This is a genomic window from Vallitalea pronyensis, assembly GCF_018141445.1.
GTDB lineage: Bacteria > Bacillota > Clostridia > Lachnospirales > Vallitaleaceae > Vallitalea > Vallitalea pronyensis.
In genome coordinates this window covers 4,703,943-4,728,210 of the sequence record NZ_CP058649.1, presented here as the reverse complement: position 1 = coordinate 4,728,210, position 24,268 = coordinate 4,703,943, and the positions used below count along the sequence as shown (strand labels likewise).

The 24,268-nt window shown below is 36.6% G+C and carries 22 protein-coding genes and 1 riboswitch; of the genes, 20 read left to right on the top strand and 2 right to left on the bottom strand.

Annotation, left to right across the window (positions count from 1 at the left end):
* The first annotated feature begins 12 nt into the window (after positions 1 to 12).
* Positions 13 to 110, top strand: a riboswitch (TPP riboswitch).
* A gap of 54 nt (positions 111 to 164) precedes the next feature.
* The 13 genes from HZI73_RS19635 to radA all read left to right on the top strand — a co-directional run bounded on the left by HZI73_RS19635 (position 165) and on the right by radA (position 12,206).
* Positions 165 to 836: an energy-coupled thiamine transporter ThiT gene (locus HZI73_RS19635; RefSeq protein WP_212695063.1), complete on the top strand. Its 672-nt coding sequence runs from the start codon at positions 165 to 167 to the stop codon at positions 834 to 836.
* Between the two features lie 228 nt (positions 837 to 1,064).
* Complete coding sequence (locus HZI73_RS19630; RefSeq protein WP_212695062.1) at positions 1,065 to 1,346, top strand: hypothetical protein; 282 nt, start codon at positions 1,065 to 1,067, stop codon at positions 1,344 to 1,346.
* 199 nt (positions 1,347 to 1,545) lie between these two features.
* Entirely contained in the window at positions 1,546 to 2,250 is a 705-nt protein-coding gene (locus HZI73_RS19625; RefSeq protein ID WP_212695061.1) for a cytochrome c biogenesis CcdA family protein, read from the top strand.
* A 20-nt stretch (positions 2,251 to 2,270) separates the two neighbouring features.
* Positions 2,271 to 2,966, top strand: coding sequence for a TlpA family protein disulfide reductase (locus HZI73_RS19620; protein ID WP_212695060.1), 696 nt, complete (start codon positions 2,271 to 2,273; stop codon positions 2,964 to 2,966).
* A 249-nt stretch (positions 2,967 to 3,215) separates the two neighbouring features.
* Positions 3,216 to 3,737, top strand: coding sequence for a UvrB/UvrC motif-containing protein (locus HZI73_RS19615; RefSeq protein WP_212695059.1), 522 nt, complete (start codon positions 3,216 to 3,218; stop codon positions 3,735 to 3,737).
* Entirely contained in the window at positions 3,731 to 4,768 is a 1,038-nt protein-coding gene (locus HZI73_RS19610) for a protein arginine kinase (RefSeq protein WP_212695058.1), read from the top strand. Before HZI73_RS19615 ends, HZI73_RS19610 begins: the two co-directional genes overlap by 7 nt.
* A gap of 47 nt (positions 4,769 to 4,815) precedes the next feature.
* On the top strand, positions 4,816 to 7,245 hold the full coding sequence (locus tag HZI73_RS19605) for an ATP-dependent Clp protease ATP-binding subunit (RefSeq protein WP_212695057.1): 2,430 nt from the start codon (positions 4,816 to 4,818) through the stop codon (positions 7,243 to 7,245).
* Between the two features lie 84 nt (positions 7,246 to 7,329).
* Positions 7,330 to 7,740: an endosialidase gene (locus tag HZI73_RS19600; protein WP_212695056.1), complete on the top strand. Its 411-nt coding sequence runs from the start codon at positions 7,330 to 7,332 to the stop codon at positions 7,738 to 7,740.
* 137 nt (positions 7,741 to 7,877) lie between these two features.
* A complete protein-coding gene (locus HZI73_RS19595) occupies positions 7,878 to 8,828 on the top strand; it encodes an MraY family glycosyltransferase (protein WP_212695055.1) in 951 nt (316 codons plus the stop codon).
* 198 nt (positions 8,829 to 9,026) lie between these two features.
* Positions 9,027 to 9,602 carry a TetR/AcrR family transcriptional regulator gene (locus tag HZI73_RS19590; protein ID WP_212695054.1) on the top strand — a complete coding sequence of 192 codons (576 nt, stop codon included), beginning with the start codon at positions 9,027 to 9,029 and terminating at the stop codon, positions 9,600 to 9,602.
* Between the two features lie 49 nt (positions 9,603 to 9,651).
* On the top strand, positions 9,652 to 10,170 hold the full coding sequence (locus HZI73_RS19585) for a hypothetical protein (protein WP_212695053.1): 519 nt from the start codon (positions 9,652 to 9,654) through the stop codon (positions 10,168 to 10,170).
* A gap of 76 nt (positions 10,171 to 10,246) precedes the next feature.
* The gene (locus HZI73_RS19580; RefSeq protein WP_212695052.1) at positions 10,247 to 10,663 is read left to right on the top strand and encodes an FMN-binding protein; all 417 of its coding nucleotides are present in this window, start codon (positions 10,247 to 10,249) and stop codon (positions 10,661 to 10,663) included.
* Positions 10,664 to 10,844: 181 nt separating this feature from the next.
* Positions 10,845 to 12,206, top strand: a complete 1,362-nt coding sequence (gene radA / locus HZI73_RS19575) for a DNA repair protein RadA (RefSeq protein ID WP_212695051.1) — start codon at positions 10,845 to 10,847, stop codon at positions 12,204 to 12,206.
* 135 nt (positions 12,207 to 12,341) lie between these two features.
* Here radA and HZI73_RS19570 read toward each other — a convergent pair whose 3' ends face one another.
* Positions 12,342 to 12,752, bottom strand: a complete 411-nt coding sequence (locus tag HZI73_RS19570; protein ID WP_212695050.1) for a nucleoside triphosphate pyrophosphohydrolase family protein — start codon at positions 12,750 to 12,752, stop codon at positions 12,342 to 12,344.
* Positions 12,753 to 13,154: 402 nt separating this feature from the next.
* Here HZI73_RS19570 and HZI73_RS19565 point away from each other — a divergent pair, with 402 nt between their 5' ends.
* The 7 genes from HZI73_RS19565 to HZI73_RS19535 all read left to right on the top strand — a co-directional run bounded on the left by HZI73_RS19565 (position 13,155) and on the right by HZI73_RS19535 (position 22,226).
* Entirely contained in the window at positions 13,155 to 14,528 is a 1,374-nt protein-coding gene (locus HZI73_RS19565; protein ID WP_212695049.1) for a sugar ABC transporter substrate-binding protein, read from the top strand.
* A 233-nt stretch (positions 14,529 to 14,761) separates the two neighbouring features.
* Positions 14,762 to 15,223: a hypothetical protein gene (locus HZI73_RS19560; protein WP_212695048.1), complete on the top strand. Its 462-nt coding sequence runs from the start codon at positions 14,762 to 14,764 to the stop codon at positions 15,221 to 15,223.
* Between the two features lie 14 nt (positions 15,224 to 15,237).
* A complete protein-coding gene (locus tag HZI73_RS19555; RefSeq protein WP_212695047.1) occupies positions 15,238 to 17,322 on the top strand; it encodes an ABC transporter permease subunit in 2,085 nt (694 codons plus the stop codon).
* Complete coding sequence (locus tag HZI73_RS19550; protein WP_246552220.1) at positions 17,319 to 18,215, top strand: sugar ABC transporter permease; 897 nt, start codon at positions 17,319 to 17,321, stop codon at positions 18,213 to 18,215. The genes HZI73_RS19555 and HZI73_RS19550 overlap by 4 nt, the downstream gene beginning before the upstream one ends.
* Positions 18,216 to 18,273: 58 nt before the next feature.
* On the top strand, positions 18,274 to 19,362 hold the full coding sequence (locus tag HZI73_RS19545) for an ABC transporter ATP-binding protein (RefSeq protein ID WP_212698873.1): 1,089 nt from the start codon (positions 18,274 to 18,276) through the stop codon (positions 19,360 to 19,362).
* 30 nt (positions 19,363 to 19,392) lie between these two features.
* Entirely contained in the window at positions 19,393 to 21,258 is a 1,866-nt protein-coding gene (locus HZI73_RS19540) for a glycoside hydrolase family 13 protein (RefSeq protein WP_212695046.1), read from the top strand.
* Between the two features lie 62 nt (positions 21,259 to 21,320).
* Positions 21,321 to 22,226 (top strand): LacI family DNA-binding transcriptional regulator, encoded by a 906-nt coding sequence (locus HZI73_RS19535; RefSeq protein WP_212695045.1) that lies wholly within the window; start codon positions 21,321 to 21,323, stop codon positions 22,224 to 22,226.
* A gap of 51 nt (positions 22,227 to 22,277) precedes the next feature.
* Here HZI73_RS19535 and HZI73_RS19530 read toward each other — a convergent pair whose 3' ends face one another.
* The gene (locus HZI73_RS19530) at positions 22,278 to 24,032 is read right to left on the bottom strand and encodes a M3 family oligoendopeptidase (RefSeq protein WP_212695044.1); all 1,755 of its coding nucleotides are present in this window, start codon (positions 24,030 to 24,032) and stop codon (positions 22,278 to 22,280) included.
* Positions 24,033 to 24,268: the final 236 nt, after the last annotated feature.

The following is a 24,268-nucleotide window of genomic DNA, read 5'->3' as shown; positions in this document are numbered from 1 at the left end:
GTATGAAAATAAAATATGTGCTAGGGGAGCCTTGGGCTGAGAAAGTAAAGTACTGACCCTTATAACCTGATTCGGATAATGCCGACGAAGGGAAGCGTTAAGTAATACATACAGTATGCTTTCAAACTCCATGATCCCTCCTAGATTTTAAGGAGGATTTTTTCATGTTAAAACAATTTCAAGACGCTATTGCAAGTGGCGATATCCAAGGTATCATTACATCTACACTAGGTCAGATTATTTTAGTTGCAATTGCCCTTATTCTTTTAATAGCTGTTGTGGCTTTAGGTAGTCGTTCTCGATCCATGAAAACAAAAGAGTTAGTGTATTCTGCAATTGCCATCGCAATAGCTGTAGCGTTGTCCTATGTGAAACTTGTAACCTTACCTCAGGGTGGTTCCATTACACTGTTTAGCATGCTTTTTATAGCTGTTATCGGTTATTGGTTTGGAACGGTACAAGGTATAATTTGCGGTATGACATATGGATTGCTACAACTTGCCCTTGGCGGCTGGGTCATGCATCCCATACAATTATTGCTGGATTATCCATTAGCTTTTGGTATGCTTGGATTTGCTGGACTTATGCGTAACACGCCAAATGGGTTAATGAAAGGTCTTATTCTTGGAGCATTTGGTCGATTTTTATGTCATTTTATTGCAGGGGTTGTTTTCTTTCAAAGTTATGCCATTGATTTAGGATTTGACCCGGTACCTTATTCAATCGGTTATAATCTTGCCTATATTGCTGGAGAAATATTCTTAACCCTTATTATCCTGATGGTGCCACAGGTTACGGACGTCTTTAAGCAGTTGAAAAAAATGGCATTGTCATAAGGTCAAGTCAAAGGTAATGTTGGAGACTAAAGTCTATTCCACTTATCGTATAATAGAATATGAGAACAAGGGTATAATAAGTAGAGATAGGTATAATCTCTACTTATTTTATATTAGCATGTGGAATAGAAGGCTTCATTTTGTCCATGATAAGAGGATTTTCATGCATGCAATAAGATAAGAAAAGATACCCTATAGGAATTGACAACATGGAAAGGATATGAAACGATGAAAGACATAAAAAGTTATCCGGCATCCAATAGCACAGACCCAAGGATAAGTGAAAATATTGAAAGCACAAATTTTAATGATCAAGATGGTGTGCCAGAAGGTATTATTGAAAAGCAACCAGAGCATCAACATGTAAGTCATGGGCATCCCTACATGGGTGATCTTACATCCCATGAAATTGGTATGATGGCCAAAACAGGTTCACTTAATGGTGAAATGTTCAAACGTATGGTATCCAATATAAGACAAGATTCAGAAGATGGACCAATCGAACCATAAGTATAAAGGGGCTGATATCATGGAAAGATGAAGCAGCCCTTTATCTTATCTACGGAATATTTTCGGGGTGAATAAAAAGGGGTGGATTTATTTATTTAAATATTGTAATATAGTAATATAAATGGTAACTTTTTCTATTCATCATACGATGATATGAATTTTAGAGAAAGTTTTTTTACATAATGTAGGAGGTTCGTATATGATTGGTCAGGAGTTAACCTATTGGATGGCGTTTATCAACGGTTTGGCATCTTTTTTTACACCTTGTGTGTTGCCGCTACTACCTTTATATTTTAGTTATTTAGCAGGAACGACCATACAAGATATAGCATTTCAAAAAGACGCTAGGCGGAATATGATCATCAACTCATTTGCCTTTGTTATTGGGCTATCTATCCTAAACATTATGTTGGGGTTTGGAGCAAAAGCCATTAACACCACGTTGGTTCAATATGAAGAGGTGATTCGCAAAGTGGGTGGTGTGTTGATTATGATTCTCGGCTTATATTTTATTGGGCTCTTTAAGGTACCATTTTTGGACCGAGAGCGTAAGTATCACTATAAAAAATTTCGACCCAATGTCTTGTCATCCCTTATTCTTGGCATTACATTTAGTGTAGGTTGGACGCCATGTAATGGACCCATTGTCGGTACCATCCTTTTTCTTGCAAGCTTTGAAAAGGACTACTTGCAAGCTGGAGGCTTGATGTCCATTTATTCATTAGGCTTTGCCATCCCTTTTTTACTATCTGCCCTATTATTTGGGAAGTTTATTCATCATTATAAGAAAGTGTTTACGCATTTTAATAAAATAAAGTGGGTAGCTGGTATTTTAATGATTATAATGGGGATTATGTTATATACCAATTCATTGAGTTTGTTGGTTATTGGAGGCGCAAAATAACAGTTGATTGAGGTGATAAAATGAAAGGAAAGAAGATTATAGGGTTCATGGTGTCATTGTTACTTGTCGTTATGATGGCAGGTTGTGGAGAAGCTAAGGACGATGCTAAGAAGGAAAACATGGATACTCAGCAAAGTGACCATGATGTAACGGATACAGAAATCATAGACCATGTGGATTCAGCAGGAGAAGGTACAGCGACAGATATAGAGTCCAAAGAAGACGATTCAGTTGATAAAGACCAGGGTGATAAAGATGAAGCAGACAAAGATGAAGAAGACAAAGATAAGGAAGACCGTACATTAGCTCCTAATTTTACCCTTGATGATGGTAAAGGGAATGAATATTCCATATCTGATTATAAGAATAAATTGTTATTGGTTAACTTCTTTACAACCTGGTGCACATACTGTGTAGCAGAAATGCCGGATTTTCAGAAAATCTACGATAAGTATCGTTTAGATGATGTGGCTATTCTAGGCGTTAATGTACAAAAAGACCCCAAGGAAATGCCAAAAGAAGACGTGTTAAATTGGATTGCAGATAAAAAAATAACGTTCCCTATCGTATTTGATGATGAAGGAGAAGCCATTAAACATTATTATATAAACGGTTATCCAACAACTTATGTCATTGATAAAGAAGGTTACATTGTTGGGTATGTGAATGCTCTTGATGAAAAAATGCTTGAAAAAATAATTGAAATGTACCGCTGACCCAAAGAGACTACAGCCCTGTATGATATTGATGAATGGCGTATTATGATCTTAACATAAATGAATAATAAAGCCCGTACTTTCTTGTCTTTTAAAAGGAATATGATATAATAATGGTATATTTTTTCTGGTAAAAATTAGCCACCAAGATAAGAAATGACAATAGCAAACCATTTGAAATCCTTTTCCAAAGAGGAATGAAAGAATGAAAAAGGGCATACTATTAATAAGATGTTAGGGGGCATGATTATGTTATGTGAACGTTGTCAACAAGAACCTGCAACCGTATTCCTAAATCAAACAATTGATGGAAAAAAGAAGGAAATTCATCTATGTAATAAATGTGCTATGGAAGTGAAAGATTTGTATCAAGAAAAAGATATCTCCATAGAGAATTTTTTAAGCAGTCTCTTAGATATGAATCACAAAAAGGTAGCACCTCACATGGAACAGCAAAAAAAGAGTCATGTCTTACAATGTAAACAGTGTGGTATGACATACAATGAATTTCGACAAAAAGGAAAGTTTGGCTGCCATAGGTGCTATTCCACCTTTGGGAATCTCCTAAGTCCTGTTATAAAAAGGGTTCATGGCAGCAATCTGCATACAGGAAAAATACCTAATCGAACAGGTGAGAAACTTTTAACCCAAAAACAGATTAGGGATTTAGAGAGCAAATTAAAGCAAGCAGTAAAAAAAGAAGAGTATGAAGCAGCAGCTGGGTACCGTGATGCTATCCGAGCCTTGAAAAAGGAGGGTGGCTTATGCTAAAATGGTATGAAAAAAATGCCAATAATAATGATGTGGTTATTTCCAGTCGGGTGCGATTAGCGAGAAACCTGGAAACCTATCATTTCCCAAGCAAGTTAACCAAGGAAATAGCTAGTAGGATTGTTCATGAAGTAGAAGATATTGTACTAAAAGCAAGCAGCAGCCACTATTTTGAACGGATGGATATGGAAGCCTTATCACCACTTGATAAAGTAGCTATGGTAGAACGTCATGTGGTAAGCCCTAATTTTGTGCAGTCATCCATACCGACTGGTCTTATTCTATCGGAAGATGAGAGCCTGAGTATCATGATTAATGAAGAAGACCATCTGCGTATACAATCCATTAGCAATGGGTTTAATTTAGAGGAAGCCCTTCAAAATGCTAACCATATTGATGACTTATTAGAAGAGAAGATAACCTATGCCTATGACGAAAGAATGGGCTATCTCACAGCTTGTCCAACCAATGTGGGTACAGGCCTTCGAGCGTCCTATATGATTCACGTTCCAGCACTGGAGACCACAGGTAAATTACAGTTTATACTAGAGGCTATTGGTAAATTTGGTTTAACTGTACGGGGCATCTATGGTGAAGGCTCCCAAGGCCGAGGGAGTGTTTTTCAGATTTCTAATCAAGTCACTCTTGGTCATTCAGAGGAAGAAATCATTGAAAACTTAACCAGTGTTACGAATCAGATTGTGGAACAGGAACGGTCACTCCGTAAGAAATTACTCAGTGAAAAGCGTATGCAATTTGAAGATGCCGTTTACAGGTCTTATGGTGCATTAACCTATGCGCGCATTTTATCATCCAATGAAGCCATGACCTTATTATCGGATATGAAGTTAGGTTATGAATTAGGTATTTTGAACTTTGAACATACAGAACCCATTAATATCTATGGACTAATGACTTGTATACAGCCAGCAAACTTACAAAAAGAGATGAAACGTGAACTAAAAATTGAAGAGCGGGATATGGCACGAGCAACGTTTATTCGCCAAAACTTGCCTAAAATTAAAACTTAGTTTATCAATGTGCTAGATAGATATAAAAAAGAGAGGATTTGATTAAGATGATGGGTAGATTTACAGGACGAGCCCAAGAAGCAATTAATCTGTCACAACAAGTGGCAAAAGAATTGGGTCATGGCTATGTGGGTACAGAACATATCTTACTGGGTCTTATAAAAGAAGGTCAAGGTGTGGCCAGTAAAATACTTGTGAGCCAAGGCGTCACAGAAGACGTGATTATAGAAAAAATACGTAAAATAGGATTGGCAGGTAACGTGCAACTAGAGGATGTGGAAGATTTCACACCCCGAGCTAAGCGGGTACTTGAGTCCAGTTTACGTGAAGCCATTAACATGAAAACCAATAGAATCGGTACAGAGCATATTTTACTAGCCCTTTTAAAAGAAACTGATTGTATTGCTGTGAAGCTGATTAGCAGTTCAGGTGTCACGGTACAGAAATTATATCAGTTAATTCTAAAAAATTTAGGACAATCTCCTACGCAAAAAGATGGCGAGAAAGCAGAATCCAAGAGTTCCAATACCCCTACATTGGATCAGTTCAGCCGTGACTTGACTCAAATGTCAAGAAATGGGAAGTTTGACCCTATTATTGGGCGGGATAAAGAAATCGAAAGGGTCATACAGATTCTTAGTCGACGTACGAAAAATAATCCTTGCTTAATCGGTGAACCGGGTGTAGGTAAAACAGCCATTGCGGAAGGATTAGCTCAGCGTATAGCGGATGCCAATATTCCCGAAACACTAAAGGATAAACGTGTGGTAGCACTTGACTTATCTTCTATGGTAGCAGGTTCAAAATATCGGGGCGAATTTGAAGAACGTATTAAGAAAGCCTTACAAGAAATAAAAGAAGCCGGTAATGTGCTTCTGTTTATTGATGAAATGCATACCATCGTTGGCGCAGGAGCAGCAGAAGGAGCTATCGATGCCTCCAATATCCTTAAGCCATCTCTTGCAAGAGGTGAGATTCAGCTTATTGGCGCCACAACATTGGATGAGTATCGTAAATATATTGAGAAAGATGCTGCCCTAGAGCGAAGATTTCAACCTGTTAAGGTTGAAGAACCCATTGAGGAAGAAGCTATTGATATCCTAAGAGGTTTAAAAGACATGTACGAAGCCCATCATAAAGTGCATATCAAGGACGAAGCGGTCATTGCTGCTGTTAAGTTATCCAATCGTTATATCACGGATCGGTTTTTACCAGACAAAGCCATTGATCTTATTGATGAAGCGGCATCAAAAGTCAGATTAAGCACCTATACCGCACCACCGGATATCAAGGATATGGAGTTAAAGCTTGAAGAGCTGGAAAAAGATAAAGAAATAGCCATTAAAACAGAGGAATACGAAAAAGCAGGGGAGATCAAGAAACAGCAAGAGATTATCCGAGAGAAACTGGATGATTCCAAATTAGCATGGGAGCAAAAAAATACCATGTCGGATCAGGTTGTTGACGAAGAGGAGATAGCCGATATCGTATCCAGTTGGACGGGTATACCGGTTAAGAAGTTAACAGAAGAAGAAGGGGTAAGACTTAAAAATCTTGAATCCCATCTTCATGAAAGGGTTGTAGGTCAAGTAGAGGCTGTTGAAGCAGTATCTAAAGCAATAAGGCGTGGTCGTGTAGGTTTAAAAGACCCTCGTCGTCCCATTGGTTCATTTCTATTCTTAGGACCTACAGGTGTGGGTAAAACAGAGCTGACAAAAGCTTTAGCAGAGGTATTATTTGGCGATGAAAGCGCTCTTATCCGTGTGGATATGTCTGAATATATGGAAAAACACAGTGTGTCCAAATTAATTGGTTCACCTCCAGGTTATGTAGGTTATGACGAAGGCGGACAAATCAGTGAGAAAATCAGAAGAAAACCTTATTCTGTTATCTTATTTGATGAGGTTGAAAAAGCCCATCCAGATGTGTTTAATATCTTATTACAAGTGTTAGATGATGGACATATTACAGATGCACAAGGCAGAAGAATTGACTTTAAAAACACGGTGATCATCATGACCTCTAATATAGGCGCAAGAAACATCATTTCACCTAAAAAGCTAGGGTTTGTTTCTCAAGTGGATGAACAGCGTAGTTATGAAGATATGCGTAAAAATGTAATGGATGAAGTGAAGCGTTTATTTAGACCTGAATTTTTAAATCGTTTGGATGAACTCATTGTATTCCATTCATTAACAAAAGAGAATATAAGAGAAATTGTAGGGATCATGATAAAACAAGTGGCAAAACGCTTGCATAAGAACATTGGTATTGAACTGGAAGTGACAGAAGCGGCTAAGGATTATCTTGCCAACGAAGGATTTGACGAAGCCTATGGTGCAAGACCCCTTAGAAGAGCCATTCAGTCAAAAGTTGAAGATAAGCTCGCTGAAGAGCTATTAGACAACAAAATTAAGTACGGGGACCATGTTGTCGTAGAGGTGACAGAGGAAACATTAACATTTACTGTAAAATAAAAAATTACCTCTAGTCATAACTGTTAAAATAATATATAATGTATGTATTCAACTTTTTACGACAAAAATAGGAGGGTTTTAAAGATGGCTGGTATTGAAGAGCTAATCAGGGTCGAAGATGATCAAACATTAAGTTTTGGAAATCACTTAATGGACGAAAAGAAAAAAATATTAGATTTCGAAGTCGATGGACATATATATAAAGTTAAGACATATGACGAAATAACGAAACTAGAGAAAAATGGGCGACTATTATTTGAATCAGTTCCGGGGACTACTGTTCACCATTTTTCATTAAATGATAAAGCAGTTGAGTTTAAAGTTGAAGGGCATGAAGATGCACAGATTACAATGGAATTGGAAGCCGGACAAGAGTATAAAATCTATATTGATCAAGTTCAAGTAGGTAAAATGAAATCAAACTTAGCTGGTAAAGTAAGTTTTAGTGTAGATTTTACGAACGGTACACAAGGTGTAAGAATTAAAAAAGCATAAGAAAAAAGATAAGGGGATAGCGTAGCTATCCTCTTTTATATGGTATAGACAACCCTAAGCAGCATATTCCATCATGTATTCTTGTAAAAGCATACACAATATGCTATGATTTGGTTAGACAAATGAGGAGGATCCATATGAATTACTTAATCGCATTTTTGATTGCTTTTAGCATCGTGTATATACTCATTCCACAGTTAAAGAAATTCGCCCTAAAAATTGATTTTGTTGATAAACCCACATCCAGGAAGCTGCACAAAGAACCTGTTCCCCATCTAGCAGGGATAGGTATTTTTCTGGGGTTTATGGTGACTTACTTGGTATTCTTTGGGGGCATAAATAATAAATCCATTGCTTTACTTGTCGGTTCCCTAATGATTTTATCCATAGGTATTATCGATGATTGGTTTAAAACTAAGAAAAAAGAATTTCCAGCACTGCCTAAATTGATTGTTCAAGTAGGAGCAGCCATAGTAGCCTACCAATCTGGTGTTATTTTTTATGGATTTACGAATCCCATTACCCATGAATATGTTCTGCTTCCAGCTATATTACAGTTTCTATTATCTGTGACTTGGATTTTTGGTGTAACCACTGTTATTAATTTTATTGACGGATTAGATGGTTTAGCTGGTGGTATCTCCGCTATATCTGCTGTCACCTTATTTATTGTGGCATTAGCTAAGGGGCAGTTAAATTCAGCCATGATGGCCATTATATTAACAGGTGTGCTGATAGGTTATCTACGATACAACAAGCAGCCTGCACAGATTTATATGGGAGATGCAGGAGCCACTTTTATTGGCTATATTTTAGGAGTTATTGCGTTAGATGGGGCTTTTAAGCAAGCAACGGTATTGTCGTTACTTATTCCCATTCTTGCTCTAGGTGTACCCATATTGGATAATCTCTTTGTGGTCATAAAACGATTTTTAGAAGGAAAATCCGTCTTTCAAGCCGATAGAAGTCAAGTACATTATCGACTTTTATCCGCAGGGTTAAATCAAAGACAAGTCGTCACATTCCTATGCCTTGTTAATTTTTGTATGGGTTTGATTTCCATTATTATTTTATTACTAAAGGTATAATGATGCATGGCTTAATAATGGAACCTAATTACCAACCGATATCTATTTAATCGTAATAACATTTGATTATTAGATTTATCCTAAACATTTTTACTATCTTATTGACATAAACAAAATGAAGATGGTATAATATGAATGAATTAAAAAATATTCATTCATATTGAAACAAATAAGTGAAGTTGAAGAGAGGGTCTAGAAATGATTGATAAGCGTTTAGAAATTTTAAAAAGTGGAAAAGAATTGTTTGAGAAGAAAGGCTTTAAAAAAACCAATGTGGCTGGAATCACTCAATTAGCAGGTATGGCTACAGGGACTTTTTACAATTATTTTACTTCAAAAAATGACTTATTTATGGAATTATTTATTGAAGAAAATCGGTTATTGAAAAAAAACATCATGAATCAGGTTGATCTAGAAGGCCATCCATTAGAAGTCATACGTCAGCTGATGTACTTGAATATGAAAGGGATGAAAGACAATCCCATTCTTAAAGAATGGTATAATCGAGACGTATTCAACAAGATTGAACAGATTTATAGAGAAGAAAACGGTAAGGAACATACAGATTTTGTATATGATGCGTTTATTGATGTGATATTAAAGTGGCAAAAGGATGAAAAACTCAGAAGTGATATCCATGCAGAGATGATTATGGCTATTTTTACAGCGTTAATCAGTGTGGATACCCATAAAGACGAAATTGGTCTTGAGCATTTTCCTGAAATCATGAATCATCTTGTTAGATTTACCATGGAAGGTTTGATGCAAGTATAGCGTGTTAGGAGTAAGTAACTATTAATAAAGATTTGACAGGAGGTAGATCATGAAAACAGCAGTTATATCTTATTCTCTTACAGAAAATAATGATCGATTAGCCAAGTTCATAGCTGAAATGTTTAAACTGGATCATATTAGAATAACGGAAGAGAAGAAAAGAAGCAATGCCATAATAGCTTTAGATATGCTATTAGGTCGTACACCAAAAACAAAGCCAAGTTTACAAGTAATGGATCAGTATGACAAATTTATTTTTCTGGCACCTATTTGGATGGGTAAAGTTGCATCGCCTTTAAGAGCCTACTTAAAGCATTTGAAGAGCCTAAGAAAAAGCTACTCGTTTTATTCCATTAGCGGAGGTGCTTTAGGACCTAACCCGAAAGTCGGTAAAGATTTACAAAAGCTGACAGGAAAAAAAATGAGTAACATGCAGGTATTTTTAATTGTCGACTTAATAGGTGGGAGTCGAAAACCCACAAGTGAGGAAACGTCAAATTATAGGTTATCTGATCAGGACATCCATCAGTTATCGATGATGATAAAACAAGCGTTGGAGAAGGCCTAATCATGTCACATTATTTTTATAGTAAAATGAATGAATGAAAATACATTCATTCATGAAAGGGAGTGAAACTTATCGTATGAAAAAGAACAGAAAGGTTTATCTGAGGATTATAGGCGTTATTATGTTAGTCTTGATGATATTACTTATGTTTGGCTGGTCAATGATTAAAAAAGAACATAATCACATGCATAGTTTGGAAATCGAATCCATTGATTTTAAAAGACTAAATGATGGTGAGTATTATGGTTATTATGAGGGAGGGGTATATGGCTGGAGAGAGAATACAGTGATGGTAGATATAGACTCAGGTAAACTGGTGGGAATTAAAGTAGTCGATGCATCAGAGAAATACGCCAAAGATTTGCTGATGAATCTTTTTGGGCGTATTATAGATACCCAATCATTGGATGTAGATACCGTTAGTGGTGCAACTTTAACATCCAAGGGTTTGTTAAAAAGCATACAACATGCATTAAAAGAAGCCATGGAATAATCATTTAACAATGGACTGTTCGTATAATATAGCAGAATTGTATTGATGGGAAAGAAACATATGTTCTCTTAATAGAAATTGTGGTATAATGTGCTTGTTATCTAATGGGAACTGTATGATGTATGCTAGCAGGTAATGTTAAGATATTAAGTATAGATGATAGATGTTAAGGGAGGCAGTTATGGCTAAACAGAGAAATGTATTTATATGTCAGGAATGTGGTAACGAATCGGCTAAATGGATGGGCCAGTGTCCAGCATGCCGAGCATGGAATTCGTTCGTTGAAGAAGTGAAGGTTAAAGCAAAACCAAGTGTACATAATAGCCAGCCCATAGAAGTGGATAATAAGCCGAAGAAGTTAGCGGCCATAGAAATGAATGAAGAAAAACGTATATCCACCAAAATAGGTGAACTGGATCGTGTGCTTGGTGGCGGTATCGTTAACGGTTCATTAACCTTGGTTGGTGGTGACCCCGGGATAGGTAAATCCACGTTGTTACTGCAAATGTGTCAATCCCTATGTGAACAGGACATACATGTGCTCTATATATCTGGGGAGGAGTCGTTACAACAGATTAAAATGCGTGCTGATCGTTTAGGTGTAAATGGAGAACGACTTACCCTGTATACAGAAACGAACCTGACACACTGTGTGAAAGCCATCAAAGATTTACAGCCTCGTGCGGTTATCGTGGATTCCATACAAACCATCTATTCAGACGATATAACCTCAGCAGCAGGCAGTGTCAGCCAAGTGCGTCAAGTAACGTCATCCCTTATGCGCGTAGCAAAAGGATTAGGTGTATCGGTATTTATTGTTGGGCATGTGACCAAAGAAGGTTCTATTGCCGGGCCAAGAGTCCTTGAACATATGGTGGATACAGTACTCTATTTTGAAGGATTAAGAAGTGCATCTTATCGGGCTCTAAGAGCGGTGAAGAACCGTTTTGGTTCAACCAATGAGGTGGGTGTTTTTGAAATGCGGGATAAAGGATTGAAGGAAGTGCCTAATCCTTCTGAATACATGTTAACAGGGCGTCCTATTGATAGTGCAGGTTCCATTGTCACCTGTTGCATGGAGGGGACAAGACCCATGTTGGTAGAAGTACAGGCACTGATGAGTCAGACCAATTTCGGTATGCCTAGACGAACGGCCACGGGAACAGATTATAATAGAGTGGTATTATTGATGGCCGTTCTTGAGAAGAAGATTGGTATGCAGCTGGCCAGTTATGATAGCTATGTGAATATTGCCGGTGGTATGAAGGTGACAGAACCGGCCCTTGATTTAGGTATCGTCTGTGCCATTGCATCCAGTTTTAAGAATATCCCAATTGATGCCAAGACGGTCATTATAGGCGAAGTGGGACTAACCGGTGAAGTGAGAGGTATTACCATGGCCGAACAACGTGTCATGGAATCCAAAAAGTTAGGTTTTACAAAATGCATTATCTCCAAGGCCAATTGTAAAGGACTTGACGTGAAAGGTATAACATTAATTGGTGTTGATAATGTGGCAGAAGCTTTACAAGCTGTCTTTTAAACCATATTAGCCCATAAAAAAAGTTGAGCTTCGACTTATACAATTTAACTGTTTTGCTCCTTGTGCTGCATAAAGCAAAACATAAAGATTGTATAAGAAGTTCAACTGTTTTTTATACCTTTCTTTAGATCGGATTTATTCGATATGAAATTTGCCTAATAGATGGATGATATCCATTTCTTTTAGGAGTACATCATCAAGATTTAAATCAAATGAGTTGCTGATACATGCTAGATAATAGAGGCAACTTCCCATATCCTTTTCGATACGATCTCGACATGCATCGCACAGTTCTCCAGAAATGTGGTGGGGATCAAGTAACTTTATCATATCTAAATTGATGTCATCATGATAGGAATATAGCTTATTGTTTGCATTAATCTCGATGCAGCCACAATAGGTACAAGCTCGAATGATGCTTTTATTCACTTTGGCGGCGGCTTCTTGTAATTTAGCTAATTGTTCAAGTATGTTTTTGTTAAAACAATCATTTTCTTTTACTGTGCATTGAAATTCGTCTGTTATAGTATGACTTGGATCAGACACGTCATCACCCCTTCTTACATTATATTACTATATTACCATATTTTTACAAATTATGAAAGAGGTATTACAAAAAAATATAGTGAAGATAATATGGCCCAAGTTGGCATATTATATAGTTTATGGAAAAATAAATAGAAATTTATTGTAATTATTTTACGAAAAAGTATTGACAAATCTAAAAAAATAAGTAATATTATTTATATAGTGCAAACGGTTGCTCTCTAAAAATGATTAGGTGGCAGCTGTTACTTTATTTGTTTTAACTTAAACGATTAAGTAACCATTTAATATGGCATTTGGGTACTTAAAGGTTATGCCTTCATCATGTACATACTTTATGAGCAAAGAAAGTTAAGTATCAAATGTTAGTAAACAAGAAAATTACAATCAAGGAGGAAGAAAATGAAAAAAATTTTATCTTTACTGTTAACATTCATGGTGGTTGTAGGTTTATTTGTTGGATGTGGGGAGAAGCAGGATAAAGAAGCATCGGGAAGTGTGTCTGAGGGGCAAGTTTCAGATTCAGAGGATAATCATGATGAGAACAATGAAGAGAAGCCATCAGGTATCAAAGCTTCTATTAGCGTACAAGTAGAAAAGAAATGGCAGTTATATTATCAGGATGCAGCACAAAGAGTATTAGCAGATAATCCAGACGCAACCATTGATTTTATTGTTACAGGTTGTTTTGATCACTTAGATGTCCTTGACTCGACAGATGTTACAAATGAAGATATAGCAGATGTATTTGCCATTCCTGCAGACAGAATTTATGGTTTGACACAAAATGAAGCATTAGCTGAAATAAATGCCAAAGAGATGGCAGGCCATGTAGGTGGTTTTGATGATTATGACGAAGGACTTGGCGGCAATTTTAAGATAGATGGACGTTATTTAGCATTTCCAATGAACATAGAGACACTTATTAATTTTGCTAATAAAGCCAATGCAGAAGCAAGTGGCATTGACTTAGCAAATACCATTGAGTTTACAGAGCTTAACTATCAAGATATGTTGGTTCCAGTGTTTAATGCATGGTTTGGTGTTGCCATAACAAATGCAGCTGACATTGAGCTTCTTGGTATGGATGAATCCGGTGGTTTATTTACAGATATGACAAAAGATTTTTCTGAATTGACACAAAAGCAGCAAGATGCATTTAGAGCCCTCTTTAATTACTGGAAAGCACATGATGAAGCGGGAACCGATTTATGGGATAATGATGCAACTTGGGGCTATATGGATGCAGAGTTTACAACGGGTGGTAAGAATGCTATTCGTTTAGAAGGTCCATGGTCAGCCAATGGCTTATCAGAAAAAGCAAGCAAAGGTGAAGAACTTGAAATCTTCCCCATTAACCAAGTTACCGTTAACGGCAACCCATTAGCCCATTGGAAAGGTGGATGGGGACTAGGTGTTAATGCGCGTATTGAGGAAGATCAAGACAAGATGCTCCTTGCACAAGCCATGATTGAGGAAATTGTTAATACGGAATATGCCGTTGATTTATTTAAAGCCACAGGTAAGATTTTAGAAAATGTTGATCCAGCTGTTTATGAAACATCAGACTTATCCGATATGGATAAGAAAATAGTAGCGGCTGTTATGGCATCTTATGAAAATGCACCAGCCAGACCTTTATTCACAGAATGGGGTTCTGTATGGGAGACTTGGGAAAATGGATTATTGTCATGGGCAGCTGTTAAACCAGCTACCGTAGAAGATGCTTATGCAGAAGTAAAAGCATCATTTGAAGCCATGATGGCAAATTATTAATAACAATTAATTACGACTAGTCATACATAATTGAAGAGAGGTTAGTCATTAGCCTCTCTTTTTGTTCTTATAGGAAAGTCCTCTGAATTTAGCATATGAAATAGAAGCATTTTTATATGCATCAAGGAAACTTTCCTAACACAACAACTTGCTTCGCAAGACGCGACATAGTCCCTTTGTTTAAACGATTTTATGGTGTGGTTTATTGATCACACATAAGAGGTGGTGATGTGTTGAAAGGGTATACCCGATTACCTAAGAAACAGCTCTATGTCATACTTGGCATAGCAGGTATGTTAATTTTTTTACTATCACTGGATGTGATGATGAAAGTTAAAGACGCTAGTCTCTATAGAAACTGGTTACAAGATCTTGGAGAGCAGAATAGGATAAAAAACGTGACAGAGAAAGCATATTTAGATGCTTATGTAACCACCCATCTATCCCTTTACTTTCAGAAGATTATCATACCTATAGGTTTAAGTATACATACTTATTTTTCTTATATGAAGTTAAGACTCAATAAATTATTTGTGTTTATTTGGGTGGTTTTGCTCTTGGGGTCAGCAGCATATACCTTGGTCGGATTCAATGCTCAATCCATATTGGCATATGGTTATATCCTGTTGTACATCATTATGATAATAACAGTGCTGTCCCTGCTAACAGTTATCGATAATAGCGAAAATTACTGAAAGGCGGTATCAACTTGAAAAGAGTTAACAAGTTCTTATATGATGACATTGGCAATGCCCATGAAAGAAAAAATGAATACCTAAAAGAACTTGCCACATTATATACCCAGTATGAAGAAACAAAAGATAGAGATATATTACATCAGATCAAGACATTAAAACAAAAGAAAAGGCAGCATCCTTATAACATAGCCCTAGAGGCATTTATAAAGAAAGAAAAAATGTTTCTCCATCAAATAAAAAGCAAGAAAAAAGATTTTTTAAGGCAATTGCCACCACATCTTTCTAAAAAAATGCGGCAATTAAAACTGCAATTATGGATTGCTCAAGAAAAAAAATCATTTTATAAGGCTTATAAGCACATGAGCTATGAAGCTGTCTATGCCTACGAAAAATCCATGATTGAATTGCATCAACTCCCTTTTATTATGGAGCATCTTGAAGAGAATGAGCAGGAGTTAAAAGAGGCTTTGGAAAAGAAGAAGCATATTGACCCTGTCCATGAAACAAAAGCAAGAGGGGCACTTAAAAAGCTAAAACATGAACAAAAAAATAAGTTAGAAGATAATATAAGACGATTAAAAGACAAACGGAAAGATAGGCATATATCAAAAAAAGCACTACATGACGGTATAAGAGAACTAAAAATACAGTGCAAAGAAGCCATTCATGTAGGGTCTTATGAGCTGCCCCATAAAAGTAATAAAGAGTGCATTAAAAATAGAAAATATGAGATCAAACACCACACAAAAAGGAAAATCAATGTACTGCAATCCAACATTGCTGATTTAAGACGAAAAACACCCACAGAGATTGAACGCACAATACCCCTGAATGGTCCATTGACATTTTTATTACCTGGTGTAGGACAATTGCTTAATCGACAATACATAAAAGCCATGCTATTCTTCCTGATCAGCTTTTTTATTTATGCCATTGCCATTCCATATGCATTAGGTTTTGGGAATTATCAAGGTGAAGGTATAGCAGGACTTGTTTCCTTGGCTGAGGGTGGTAGAAAAATAGATAAATCCCTGATTTTTATGATTGAGGGTATTATTGCACTGCTATTATCCATGCTTGCTATCCTTTTTATGTATCTGTCATTTTTGGACGCCTATCGGGTAGAAAGGGATAAGATTAAAGGAATTCGTCCAAAAAATTGGTTTGAGACCAAAACAAGTGTTTTAGAAGATGGATTCCCTTATATGGTTTCCTTACCGGCTCTTATTACAACCATTTTTATTGTTTTAGTACCCATTACCACAGCCGTACTCATTTCATTTACCAATATGGACCCCAAACACCAATCGAAATTTGCATGGATTGGTTTGAAAAATTACAGGTTAATTGCCTTAGGAGAAGGTATAGCAGGAAAGGCATTTTGGTTGATTTTAGGGTGGACCATTGTTTGGACCCTTGTAGCAACCACCTTAGCCATCGTTATAGGCTTTTTCTTAGCCATTCTTGTGAATAATGAACGGATCAAAGGAAAGGTTATCTTTCGATCGGTTTATCTATTGCCTTGGGCAGTACCATCCTTTATTACAGTCATGTTTTTTAGCATTATGTTTTCACCAAATGGTGCATTAACAGAAATTATATCATCTCTTTTCGGACAGCAAATCGTGGTGAAAAATGATCCCAATTTGTCACGATTAACATTGATACTTATACAAAGTTGGCTGGGTAGTTCCTATGTCTTTCTCTTATCCACAGGTGTACTACAATCCATACCAGGGGATTTATACGAAGCGGCTCAAATTGACGGGGCAACAGCTTGGCAAAAGCTAAAGCGCATCACCTTGCCTATTGTGCTATTCCAAACGGCACCATTACTGGTGGGTCAATATACCTTTAATTTTAATAATTTTTCAACGGTTTATTTGTTTAATACAGGTGGTCCTTTTAATCCAACCAAGTATGGTAATCTGGCTGGAACCACGGACTTACTCATATCGTACATATTCAAATTAACCACAGAAAAACAATATCAGGCCATTGGGGCAGCTATCACCGTTGTCATATCATTAGGACTGATGTTATTCGCATTTATTGGTTTTAAAAACTCTAAAGCATTTAGAGAGGAGAAATTATGATGGGCATGTTTAAGAAAAAAAATGACCTGTATCTTTCAGATAAACAACCCCTAACGGTTACGGGTAAAATTGGAATAGGGCTGTCCTATCTCGCGCTGCTCCTTTGGGCAGTTGCTATCTTATGGCCCTTGTTTCAGATGGTTGTTTCCGCATTTAATGGTTTTCAAGTTCAATACCTTATTTTGAATCGGGATTTTGAATTTTCTTTGAAACATTTTAAATATTTATTTGAAGAAACTTTATATTTAAAGTGGGTATCCAACACCATTTTTATTGCCATCTCTACGGCAGTTTTATCTTTAGCCATGGTTTCCTTTACAGGGTTTGCCTATTCACGATACCGCTTTAAAGGTCGAAAAGCTTCGTTGATGGCCATTATGCTCATACAGACCATACCTACATTTGCAGGGATTACAGCCTACTTTACCATGCATTCCATTATATCATCTGTTATACCGGCTTTTTCTAGGCAAATGATGTTAATCCTTATCTATTCTGCTGGTGGTATTGCAGGTAATACGTTTATTTTAAAAGGTTATCTAGACTCTATATCCACGGAGTTAGATGATGCAGCTAAGATTGACGGGTGTTCAAGTATGAAGGTTTATCGCCTCATTATCATGCCCGTTGCAAGACCCATGTTAGCCATTATTGCCTTGTGGTCATTTATTGGCCCATTTATGGATTATTTGCTGCCAAGAGTACTATTGACAAAACCTGAATCCTATACCCTTGCAGCAGGTTTATTTACACTGATTAATGATTTTAGAACGTTGAATCAACCGGCTTTTGCGGCAGGAGGTTTATTAACAGCCATACCCATTGTCTTGATGTTTATACTGTTACAAAAACAATTGGTATCCGGTTTATCAAAAGGGTCGGTTAAAGGTTAATGATATTTACCAATAAATAGTTCAATATGTTTAGCGCTGAAAGAATAGGACAGGAGGCATTATGAAAGTTAAATTCAAGAAAATTGGTAAAAAGTATGAAGGTCGTGAAGCATTTACATTAAGAAACATTAATTTGGAGATTGAAGACAAAGATTTTTGTGTTATTTTGGGACCATCCGGATGTGGTAAAACCACTTTGTTAAGAATGATAGCAGGTCTTAATTCTATCACAGAAGGTGATCTTCTATTTGATGATATGCGTGTGAACAAAGTTGCTTCTAAAGATAGGGATATAGCCATGGTCTTTCAATCCTATGCATTGTACCCCCACATGACCGTTTATGAAAACATGGCATTTTCATTGTCCATGAGAAAAGAAAGAAAGAAAATCATACATGACCGTGTGATGGAAGCAGCTGAAGTACTGCAAATAAAAGATTACCTATATTCCAAACCATCGGATATTTCAGGTGGTCAACGACAACGTGTTGCATTAGGTCGTGCCATGGTTAGAAAACCAAAAGTATTCTTAATGGATGAACCCTTATCCAATCTGGATGCAAAACTGCGCGAACATATGCGGGTTGAGCTGGTACGGTTACATAAATCATTAGAGACAACCACCATCTATGTGACACATGACCAAACAGAAGCCATGACAATGGCAACCAAGATTGTACTGATGAATGATGGTAAAATACAGCAAGCAGGTAAACCAGAGGAATTTTATAATCGGCCTCATAATATATTTGTAGCCAAATTTATTGGTTCACCGACCATGAATCTTATTCAAGGCAAGATGCTTCAAGGCAGGTTTGTATCCGATGATGGAACCATTCAACTGACACCAAAAGAAGAAGATTTAGCCTATCTTAAGCCTTTTGACCAAAAATCCGTCACCATGGGTGTTCGACCAGAACGGTTTATAAGTTGTGATAAGATATCCGATAGATTTGAATGTGTGATTGATGTGGTTGAGATGTTGGGTAAAGAAAAGATTCTATATGCTAAAACGAAAAGCAACCAAGATATCATCATTTCAACACCAGGACATTATGTATATGGAGAAGGTGAAGCCCATACTTTTGGTTTTGACCTGGATGCCATACATTTTTTTGATACAGGGACAGAAGAGAGAATAAATTAAGTGTTGACCATTAACAGGAGGTAAAACAGAGTGAATCTAGCAGCAATCTACCATGAAGCGAAAAGTAAATATGCCTATGCATATGATAGAGAAACAGTCCACGTAAGGATACGTACAGGCAGAGGTGAAGTGGATGATATAAAATTAATCTATGGTGACCCCTTTCATTTTGCACCAAAAGAGGAGCAAGAAAGTGATTATGAATGGCAAGCAGAAGAAGCACAGGGTATCTCCATGATAAAAGAGTATGCAACAGGTATACATGACTACTGGTTTTGTGAAATCAAACCCAAATGGAAGCGGGCAAAATATGCTTTTTTAATCAAGAATCAGTATACACAAGTAATCTTTGGCAGCAGAGAAATTATTGATGTGGATAAGGATAGTGATAACACATATGAGTTATCTAACTTTTTTAACTTTCCTTATGTCAACCATGAAGACATTTATGAAGCACCTGAGTGGGTTGCTGATACCATCTGGTACCAGATCTTTCCTGAACGATTTGCCAATGGTGATAGGTCCTTGAATCATGAACATGTTTTAGAATGGGGAAGCAGAGACGATGTGACCAATGATATGTTTTTTGGAGGTGATCTACAAGGTGTCATTAACAAGTTGGATTATATCAAAGATTTAGGGTTTACCGGTATTTACTTTACCCCTATTTTTCAATCCCCATCCAGTCACAAATACGATATTGAGGATTATTATGCCATTGATTCTCATTTTGGCACCAATGATATGTTCAAAGAGCTGGTACAGGAAGCCCATAAACGGGGTATACGTATCATGCTGGATGCTGTTTTTAATCACTGTGGATGGCAGCATCCTTATTGGCAGGATGTGATTAAGCATGGGAGAGCATCCAAGTACTATGACTGCTTTTTTATCGAAGGGGATGGGGTTGTTAATTTTCCATTGAACGATAACAACGCCCCAGATTTAACCAACATGACTTATGACGATATGATTAACTTGAAATATGCTACCTTTGCTTTTACACCTCTTATGCCAAAATGGAACACAGATAATGAACAGGTAAAAGCCTACTTAATCGGAGCTGCCAAGTATTGGATAGAAGAATACGACATCGATGGATGGCGTTTAGATGTATCCAATGAAGTGTCTCATGAATTTTGGAGAGCTTTTAGAAAAGAAGTAAAAAGTGTTAAAAAAGACATTGTTATTATTGGTGAAAATTGGGATGAGGCATTCCCGTGGCTTCATTCGGGACAATTTGATTCAACCATGAATTATGACTTACTGATGCCCATTTGGTCTTTCTTTAAGGAAAACACATCAGATGATACGCATACCACTCCATCCATTTTTATAGAAGGCGTTAACAGGGTATTGACCACTTATCCTAAGAATATTCTAAGAAACATGTTTAATTTAGTGGATTGTCATGATACAAAGCGTATAATGACCGTGTGTGGTGGCAATGAGAAGCGAGCCATGTTAGCCTTTTTATTCCAGTTTACGTTTCCTGGAACACCCAGCATCTATTATGGCAGTGAAATTGGTCTAGATGGTGAAAACGATCCCCTTAATCGAAAATGCATGATCTGGGATAAGAATCAACACAATATGAGGCTTTCAAATCATATCAAAACCTTAATTAAACTAAGAAAAACTTACGAAGCTTTTATGAGTGCAGAGTTGAGATGGGTGGATTATAACGATGAACATGAATATCTTATGTATAAAAAAGTAACGACAGGTCAGGATATCTATATTATCATGAACAATAGTAACACGAAGCAATGGGTGCCACTTCCAAAAGAACTCATCAATAGAAACGTAAGGGATATCTATCATGAAAGGGAGATGAACTTATCCCATGATGTTTTATTGGAAGGGAATGGTTTTCTTATTCTCTGTGCATCATAGTTCATAGTTGTATAGCCATGAGGAAATAGTATATAATAAAAGAAAAGCAAATCGGGGGACCCATGAAAAAAATAACTTTAAAGGATATCGCAAAGGAAGCAGGTGTTTCAGTGGCAACTGTTTCCTACGTGCTGAACAATAAAACCAATCAGAAGATTAACATTAAAACCAGGGAAAGGATTTTGGAGGTAGCATATGAACTTAATTACGTACCCAATATAGCTGCCCGAACCCTTGTTAGTAATAAGTCGTCATTAGTTGGTATTATTATTGTAACAAGCCATCAGGAAAAACCTTGGCAAAAATTTTTATACACGGATTTCATTCATGCTTTACAAAAGATTTTGATTAAGCATAACTATGATCTTGTGTTAAGTACCACCAGTGTGTTAAAACCACAAATAGACATGATATCCAAAAGAGAATTAGAAGGTGTCTTGTTACTGGATGTGAGGGGCGATATGTTTTATAAATTATCCACAAAGATATCAGCACCATTGATTGTAATCGATAGCCTCATTGATGACGACTACTTTTATAAAGTGACATGGCATTTTACAAAAGCCATTCACCGGATAAAAAAGGTCTGGAAAGAAGATTTGTTCTTGGTAACCCATAAATTTAACAATGACAAACTCATGGATGCCATTAAAAGCGGGTTTGACAAAGCATCTATTTATGAGATGGAATCTGTGGAAGGTTTACAAGCATTCTTGCAAAAAAACAGCCATAGAAAAGGTGTCATTATTAACGAATACATTGGAGCCATTGCATCACGATACATGGATAGTCATCAGTTCTATGTGATAGCCATATGTGGAAGTGAATATCTACTAGAGGACCATGAAAAAACAGTGGTATTTAGTAATCAAAAGAAAGCGAAAGCAGTGGCCAATGAATTATTCAAATTAATAGGTGAGCAATATGATCCTAAGAAATATATTTATGTTAACCCGAATAAAACATAAGTAAAAGGGTGTGGCAACAAGCAATAAACTTGTAGCCACACCCTTTGATGGTTAAAGTGCTAAAAACTTGTCAATGTCCTTTTTAATCATTTCCAGTGAACTTCTCCAGAAATCAGGATTATGAGCATCAATGTCCATAATTGCAAGAACATCTACAACATTATGCTTACCTGTTGCTGTAAGAAGTGCATCATACTTGGGTATAAACGCATCGCCTATTTCTAAGTATTTTGCATAGAGACCTTTTGCAAAAAGCAGACCGAAGGCATATGGGAAATTATAGAAATTAGCATCAGAAAAATAATAATGAGGTTTACACGCCCACATATAAGGATGAAGATAGTCAGGATCAAGACCTTCTCCATAAGCTTCTTTTTGGGCATTTTCCATAATTTCCTTTAACTCATCTACGGAAAGAGACGCATTTTTTCTTCGGTTGAATAATTCTGTTTCAAATAAGTAACGACTATAGATATCAACAATGGTTTGGCTAGAACCCATAATGTCTGCTTCTAAAATAACAAGGGCTTCATCATCTGAGGCTTCTTTTATAGCTGCATTGGCTACAATTGTTTCACAGAAGATAGAAGCTGTTTCGGCTATAGGCATGGGATAATCACTATTTAAGTCTGACTCATCGTTTAAACAAGCACCATGATAGCCATGACCAAGTTCATGAGCTAAAGTTGTTATATCACTAAGACTGCCAGAGAAGTTAGTCATGATTCGACTTTCCTTTATCATATGAAGGTAATCGCAAAAAGCGCCACCTACTTTTCCTGGACGAGGTTCGGCATCAATCCATTGGTTGTCAAAGGCATGATTCGCATAATCCCCTAATTTCTTACTAAACGTATAAAAATTATCAACGACAAAGACTTTCGCTTCTTCAAAGCTGTAACGTAAGTCTACATTGCCAATAGGTGCACATAAGTCGTAGAATGGCAGACCTTTTTTATAACCTAATAGTTGAGCCTTCTTCTTCATGTATTGGTGAAAATAAGGTAAATACTCTTTGATGGCTGTCATCATAGCATCAAGCGTTTCTTGATCCATGCGAGAATTAATCAGGGTCATCTCAAGTGGTGATGCATAACCTCGTTTCTTAGCAAGGGTAATGACCTCGCCTTTGATACTGTTTAAGCAGGCCGATGATGATTGTTCTATTTTTTGGTAAGCTTTTAATTCCGCTTCATAAGCTGTTTTTCTTTTCTCAGCAGATGCGTCATAGGCATAATTACGAATAACAGATAATGGTAATTGTTCATCCTCATAATCCACCAGAAGTGAAGAAGTTACCGTATCTTGTAGTTTTGACCAAGCATTAGAACCAGTGTTTTGCATTTCAGCAATTAGGGCTTCTTCTTCATCACTAAGCAGATACTTGGCTAGATTTTTTTCATGATTTAGAATAAATTCATATTCGTTTAAAAGGTCCGAGGATGCAATGATGTAATCTAAATCATCCACACTATTTAACCATTTCTTGAATTTTGATTCAATGATGGTTAACTGTGGTATATAATTTTCGACTTTTTCAATTTGCTTTAGAGCTGCCATATTCGTCGTATCAACACTGTAAATGAGCTCACCATAGCTGTATAATTTTTCTGTTAGTGCTTTGATTTGTGTATACATCTGAAGATACTTTTCCAATTTCTCTTTTGCATCGTCTGTTGATGTAAAGGCTGATTCTATAAAATTGTTCATACCTTGGATAAGTTTTGGTAATAATTCAAAATCAGATTGTAGAGCTTCAGAATCAAATGATGTGTAGAGTTTATCTAGATTCCATCTCATGTTCATGATATAACCTCCTATTATGTATTTCATTAACATTAGTATGGCATAACCAAATATAAGGAGTCCATATTATCATAATTGTGACAATTGTTATTTTATGATAGGTTATCATTGCAGTAAGTGGCACTCTTTAGTATAATGATTATGTTATTAACTTATGCATTTATTGGTAATTCATTCTTAATTATAATATCTAACTTTATACATTGCAATATAAGATTAGGCTAGAATAATAAAAA

Bases quoted from the DNA above. Each gene is read 5' to 3' on its own strand.
- HZI73_RS19580 (WP_212695052.1), top strand. From the start codon at position 10,247: ATGAAAAAGAACAGAAAGGTTTATCTGAGGATTATAGGCGTTATTATG.
- HZI73_RS19565 (WP_212695049.1), top strand. From the start codon at position 13,155: ATGAAAAAAATTTTATCTTTACTGTTAACATTCATGGTGGTTGTAGGT.
- HZI73_RS19620 (WP_212695060.1), top strand. From the start codon at position 2,271: ATGAAAGGAAAGAAGATTATAGGGTTCATGGTGTCATTGTTACTTGTC.
- HZI73_RS19615 (WP_212695059.1), top strand. From the start codon at position 3,216: ATGTTATGTGAACGTTGTCAACAAGAACCTGCAACCGTATTCCTAAAT.
- HZI73_RS19590 (WP_212695054.1), top strand. From the start codon at position 9,027: ATGATTGATAAGCGTTTAGAAATTTTAAAAAGTGGAAAAGAATTGTTT.
- HZI73_RS19535 (WP_212695045.1), top strand. From the start codon at position 21,321: ATGAAAAAAATAACTTTAAAGGATATCGCAAAGGAAGCAGGTGTTTCA.
- HZI73_RS19550 (WP_246552220.1), top strand. From the start codon at position 17,319: ATGATGGGCATGTTTAAGAAAAAAAATGACCTGTATCTTTCAGATAAA.
- HZI73_RS19585 (WP_212695053.1), top strand. From the start codon at position 9,652: ATGAAAACAGCAGTTATATCTTATTCTCTTACAGAAAATAATGATCGA.
- HZI73_RS19595 (WP_212695055.1), top strand. From the start codon at position 7,878: ATGAATTACTTAATCGCATTTTTGATTGCTTTTAGCATCGTGTATATA.
- HZI73_RS19605 (WP_212695057.1), top strand. From the start codon at position 4,816: ATGATGGGTAGATTTACAGGACGAGCCCAAGAAGCAATTAATCTGTCA.
- HZI73_RS19530 (WP_212695044.1), bottom strand. From the start codon at position 24,032: ATGAACATGAGATGGAATCTAGATAAACTCTACACATCATTTGATTCT.
- HZI73_RS19625 (WP_212695061.1), top strand. From the start codon at position 1,546: ATGATTGGTCAGGAGTTAACCTATTGGATGGCGTTTATCAACGGTTTG.
- HZI73_RS19610 (WP_212695058.1), top strand. From the start codon at position 3,731: ATGCTAAAATGGTATGAAAAAAATGCCAATAATAATGATGTGGTTATT.
- HZI73_RS19635 (WP_212695063.1), top strand. From the start codon at position 165: ATGTTAAAACAATTTCAAGACGCTATTGCAAGTGGCGATATCCAAGGT.
- HZI73_RS19600 (WP_212695056.1), top strand. From the start codon at position 7,330: ATGGCTGGTATTGAAGAGCTAATCAGGGTCGAAGATGATCAAACATTA.
- HZI73_RS19630 (WP_212695062.1), top strand. From the start codon at position 1,065: ATGAAAGACATAAAAAGTTATCCGGCATCCAATAGCACAGACCCAAGG.
- radA (WP_212695051.1), top strand. From the start codon at position 10,845: ATGGCTAAACAGAGAAATGTATTTATATGTCAGGAATGTGGTAACGAA.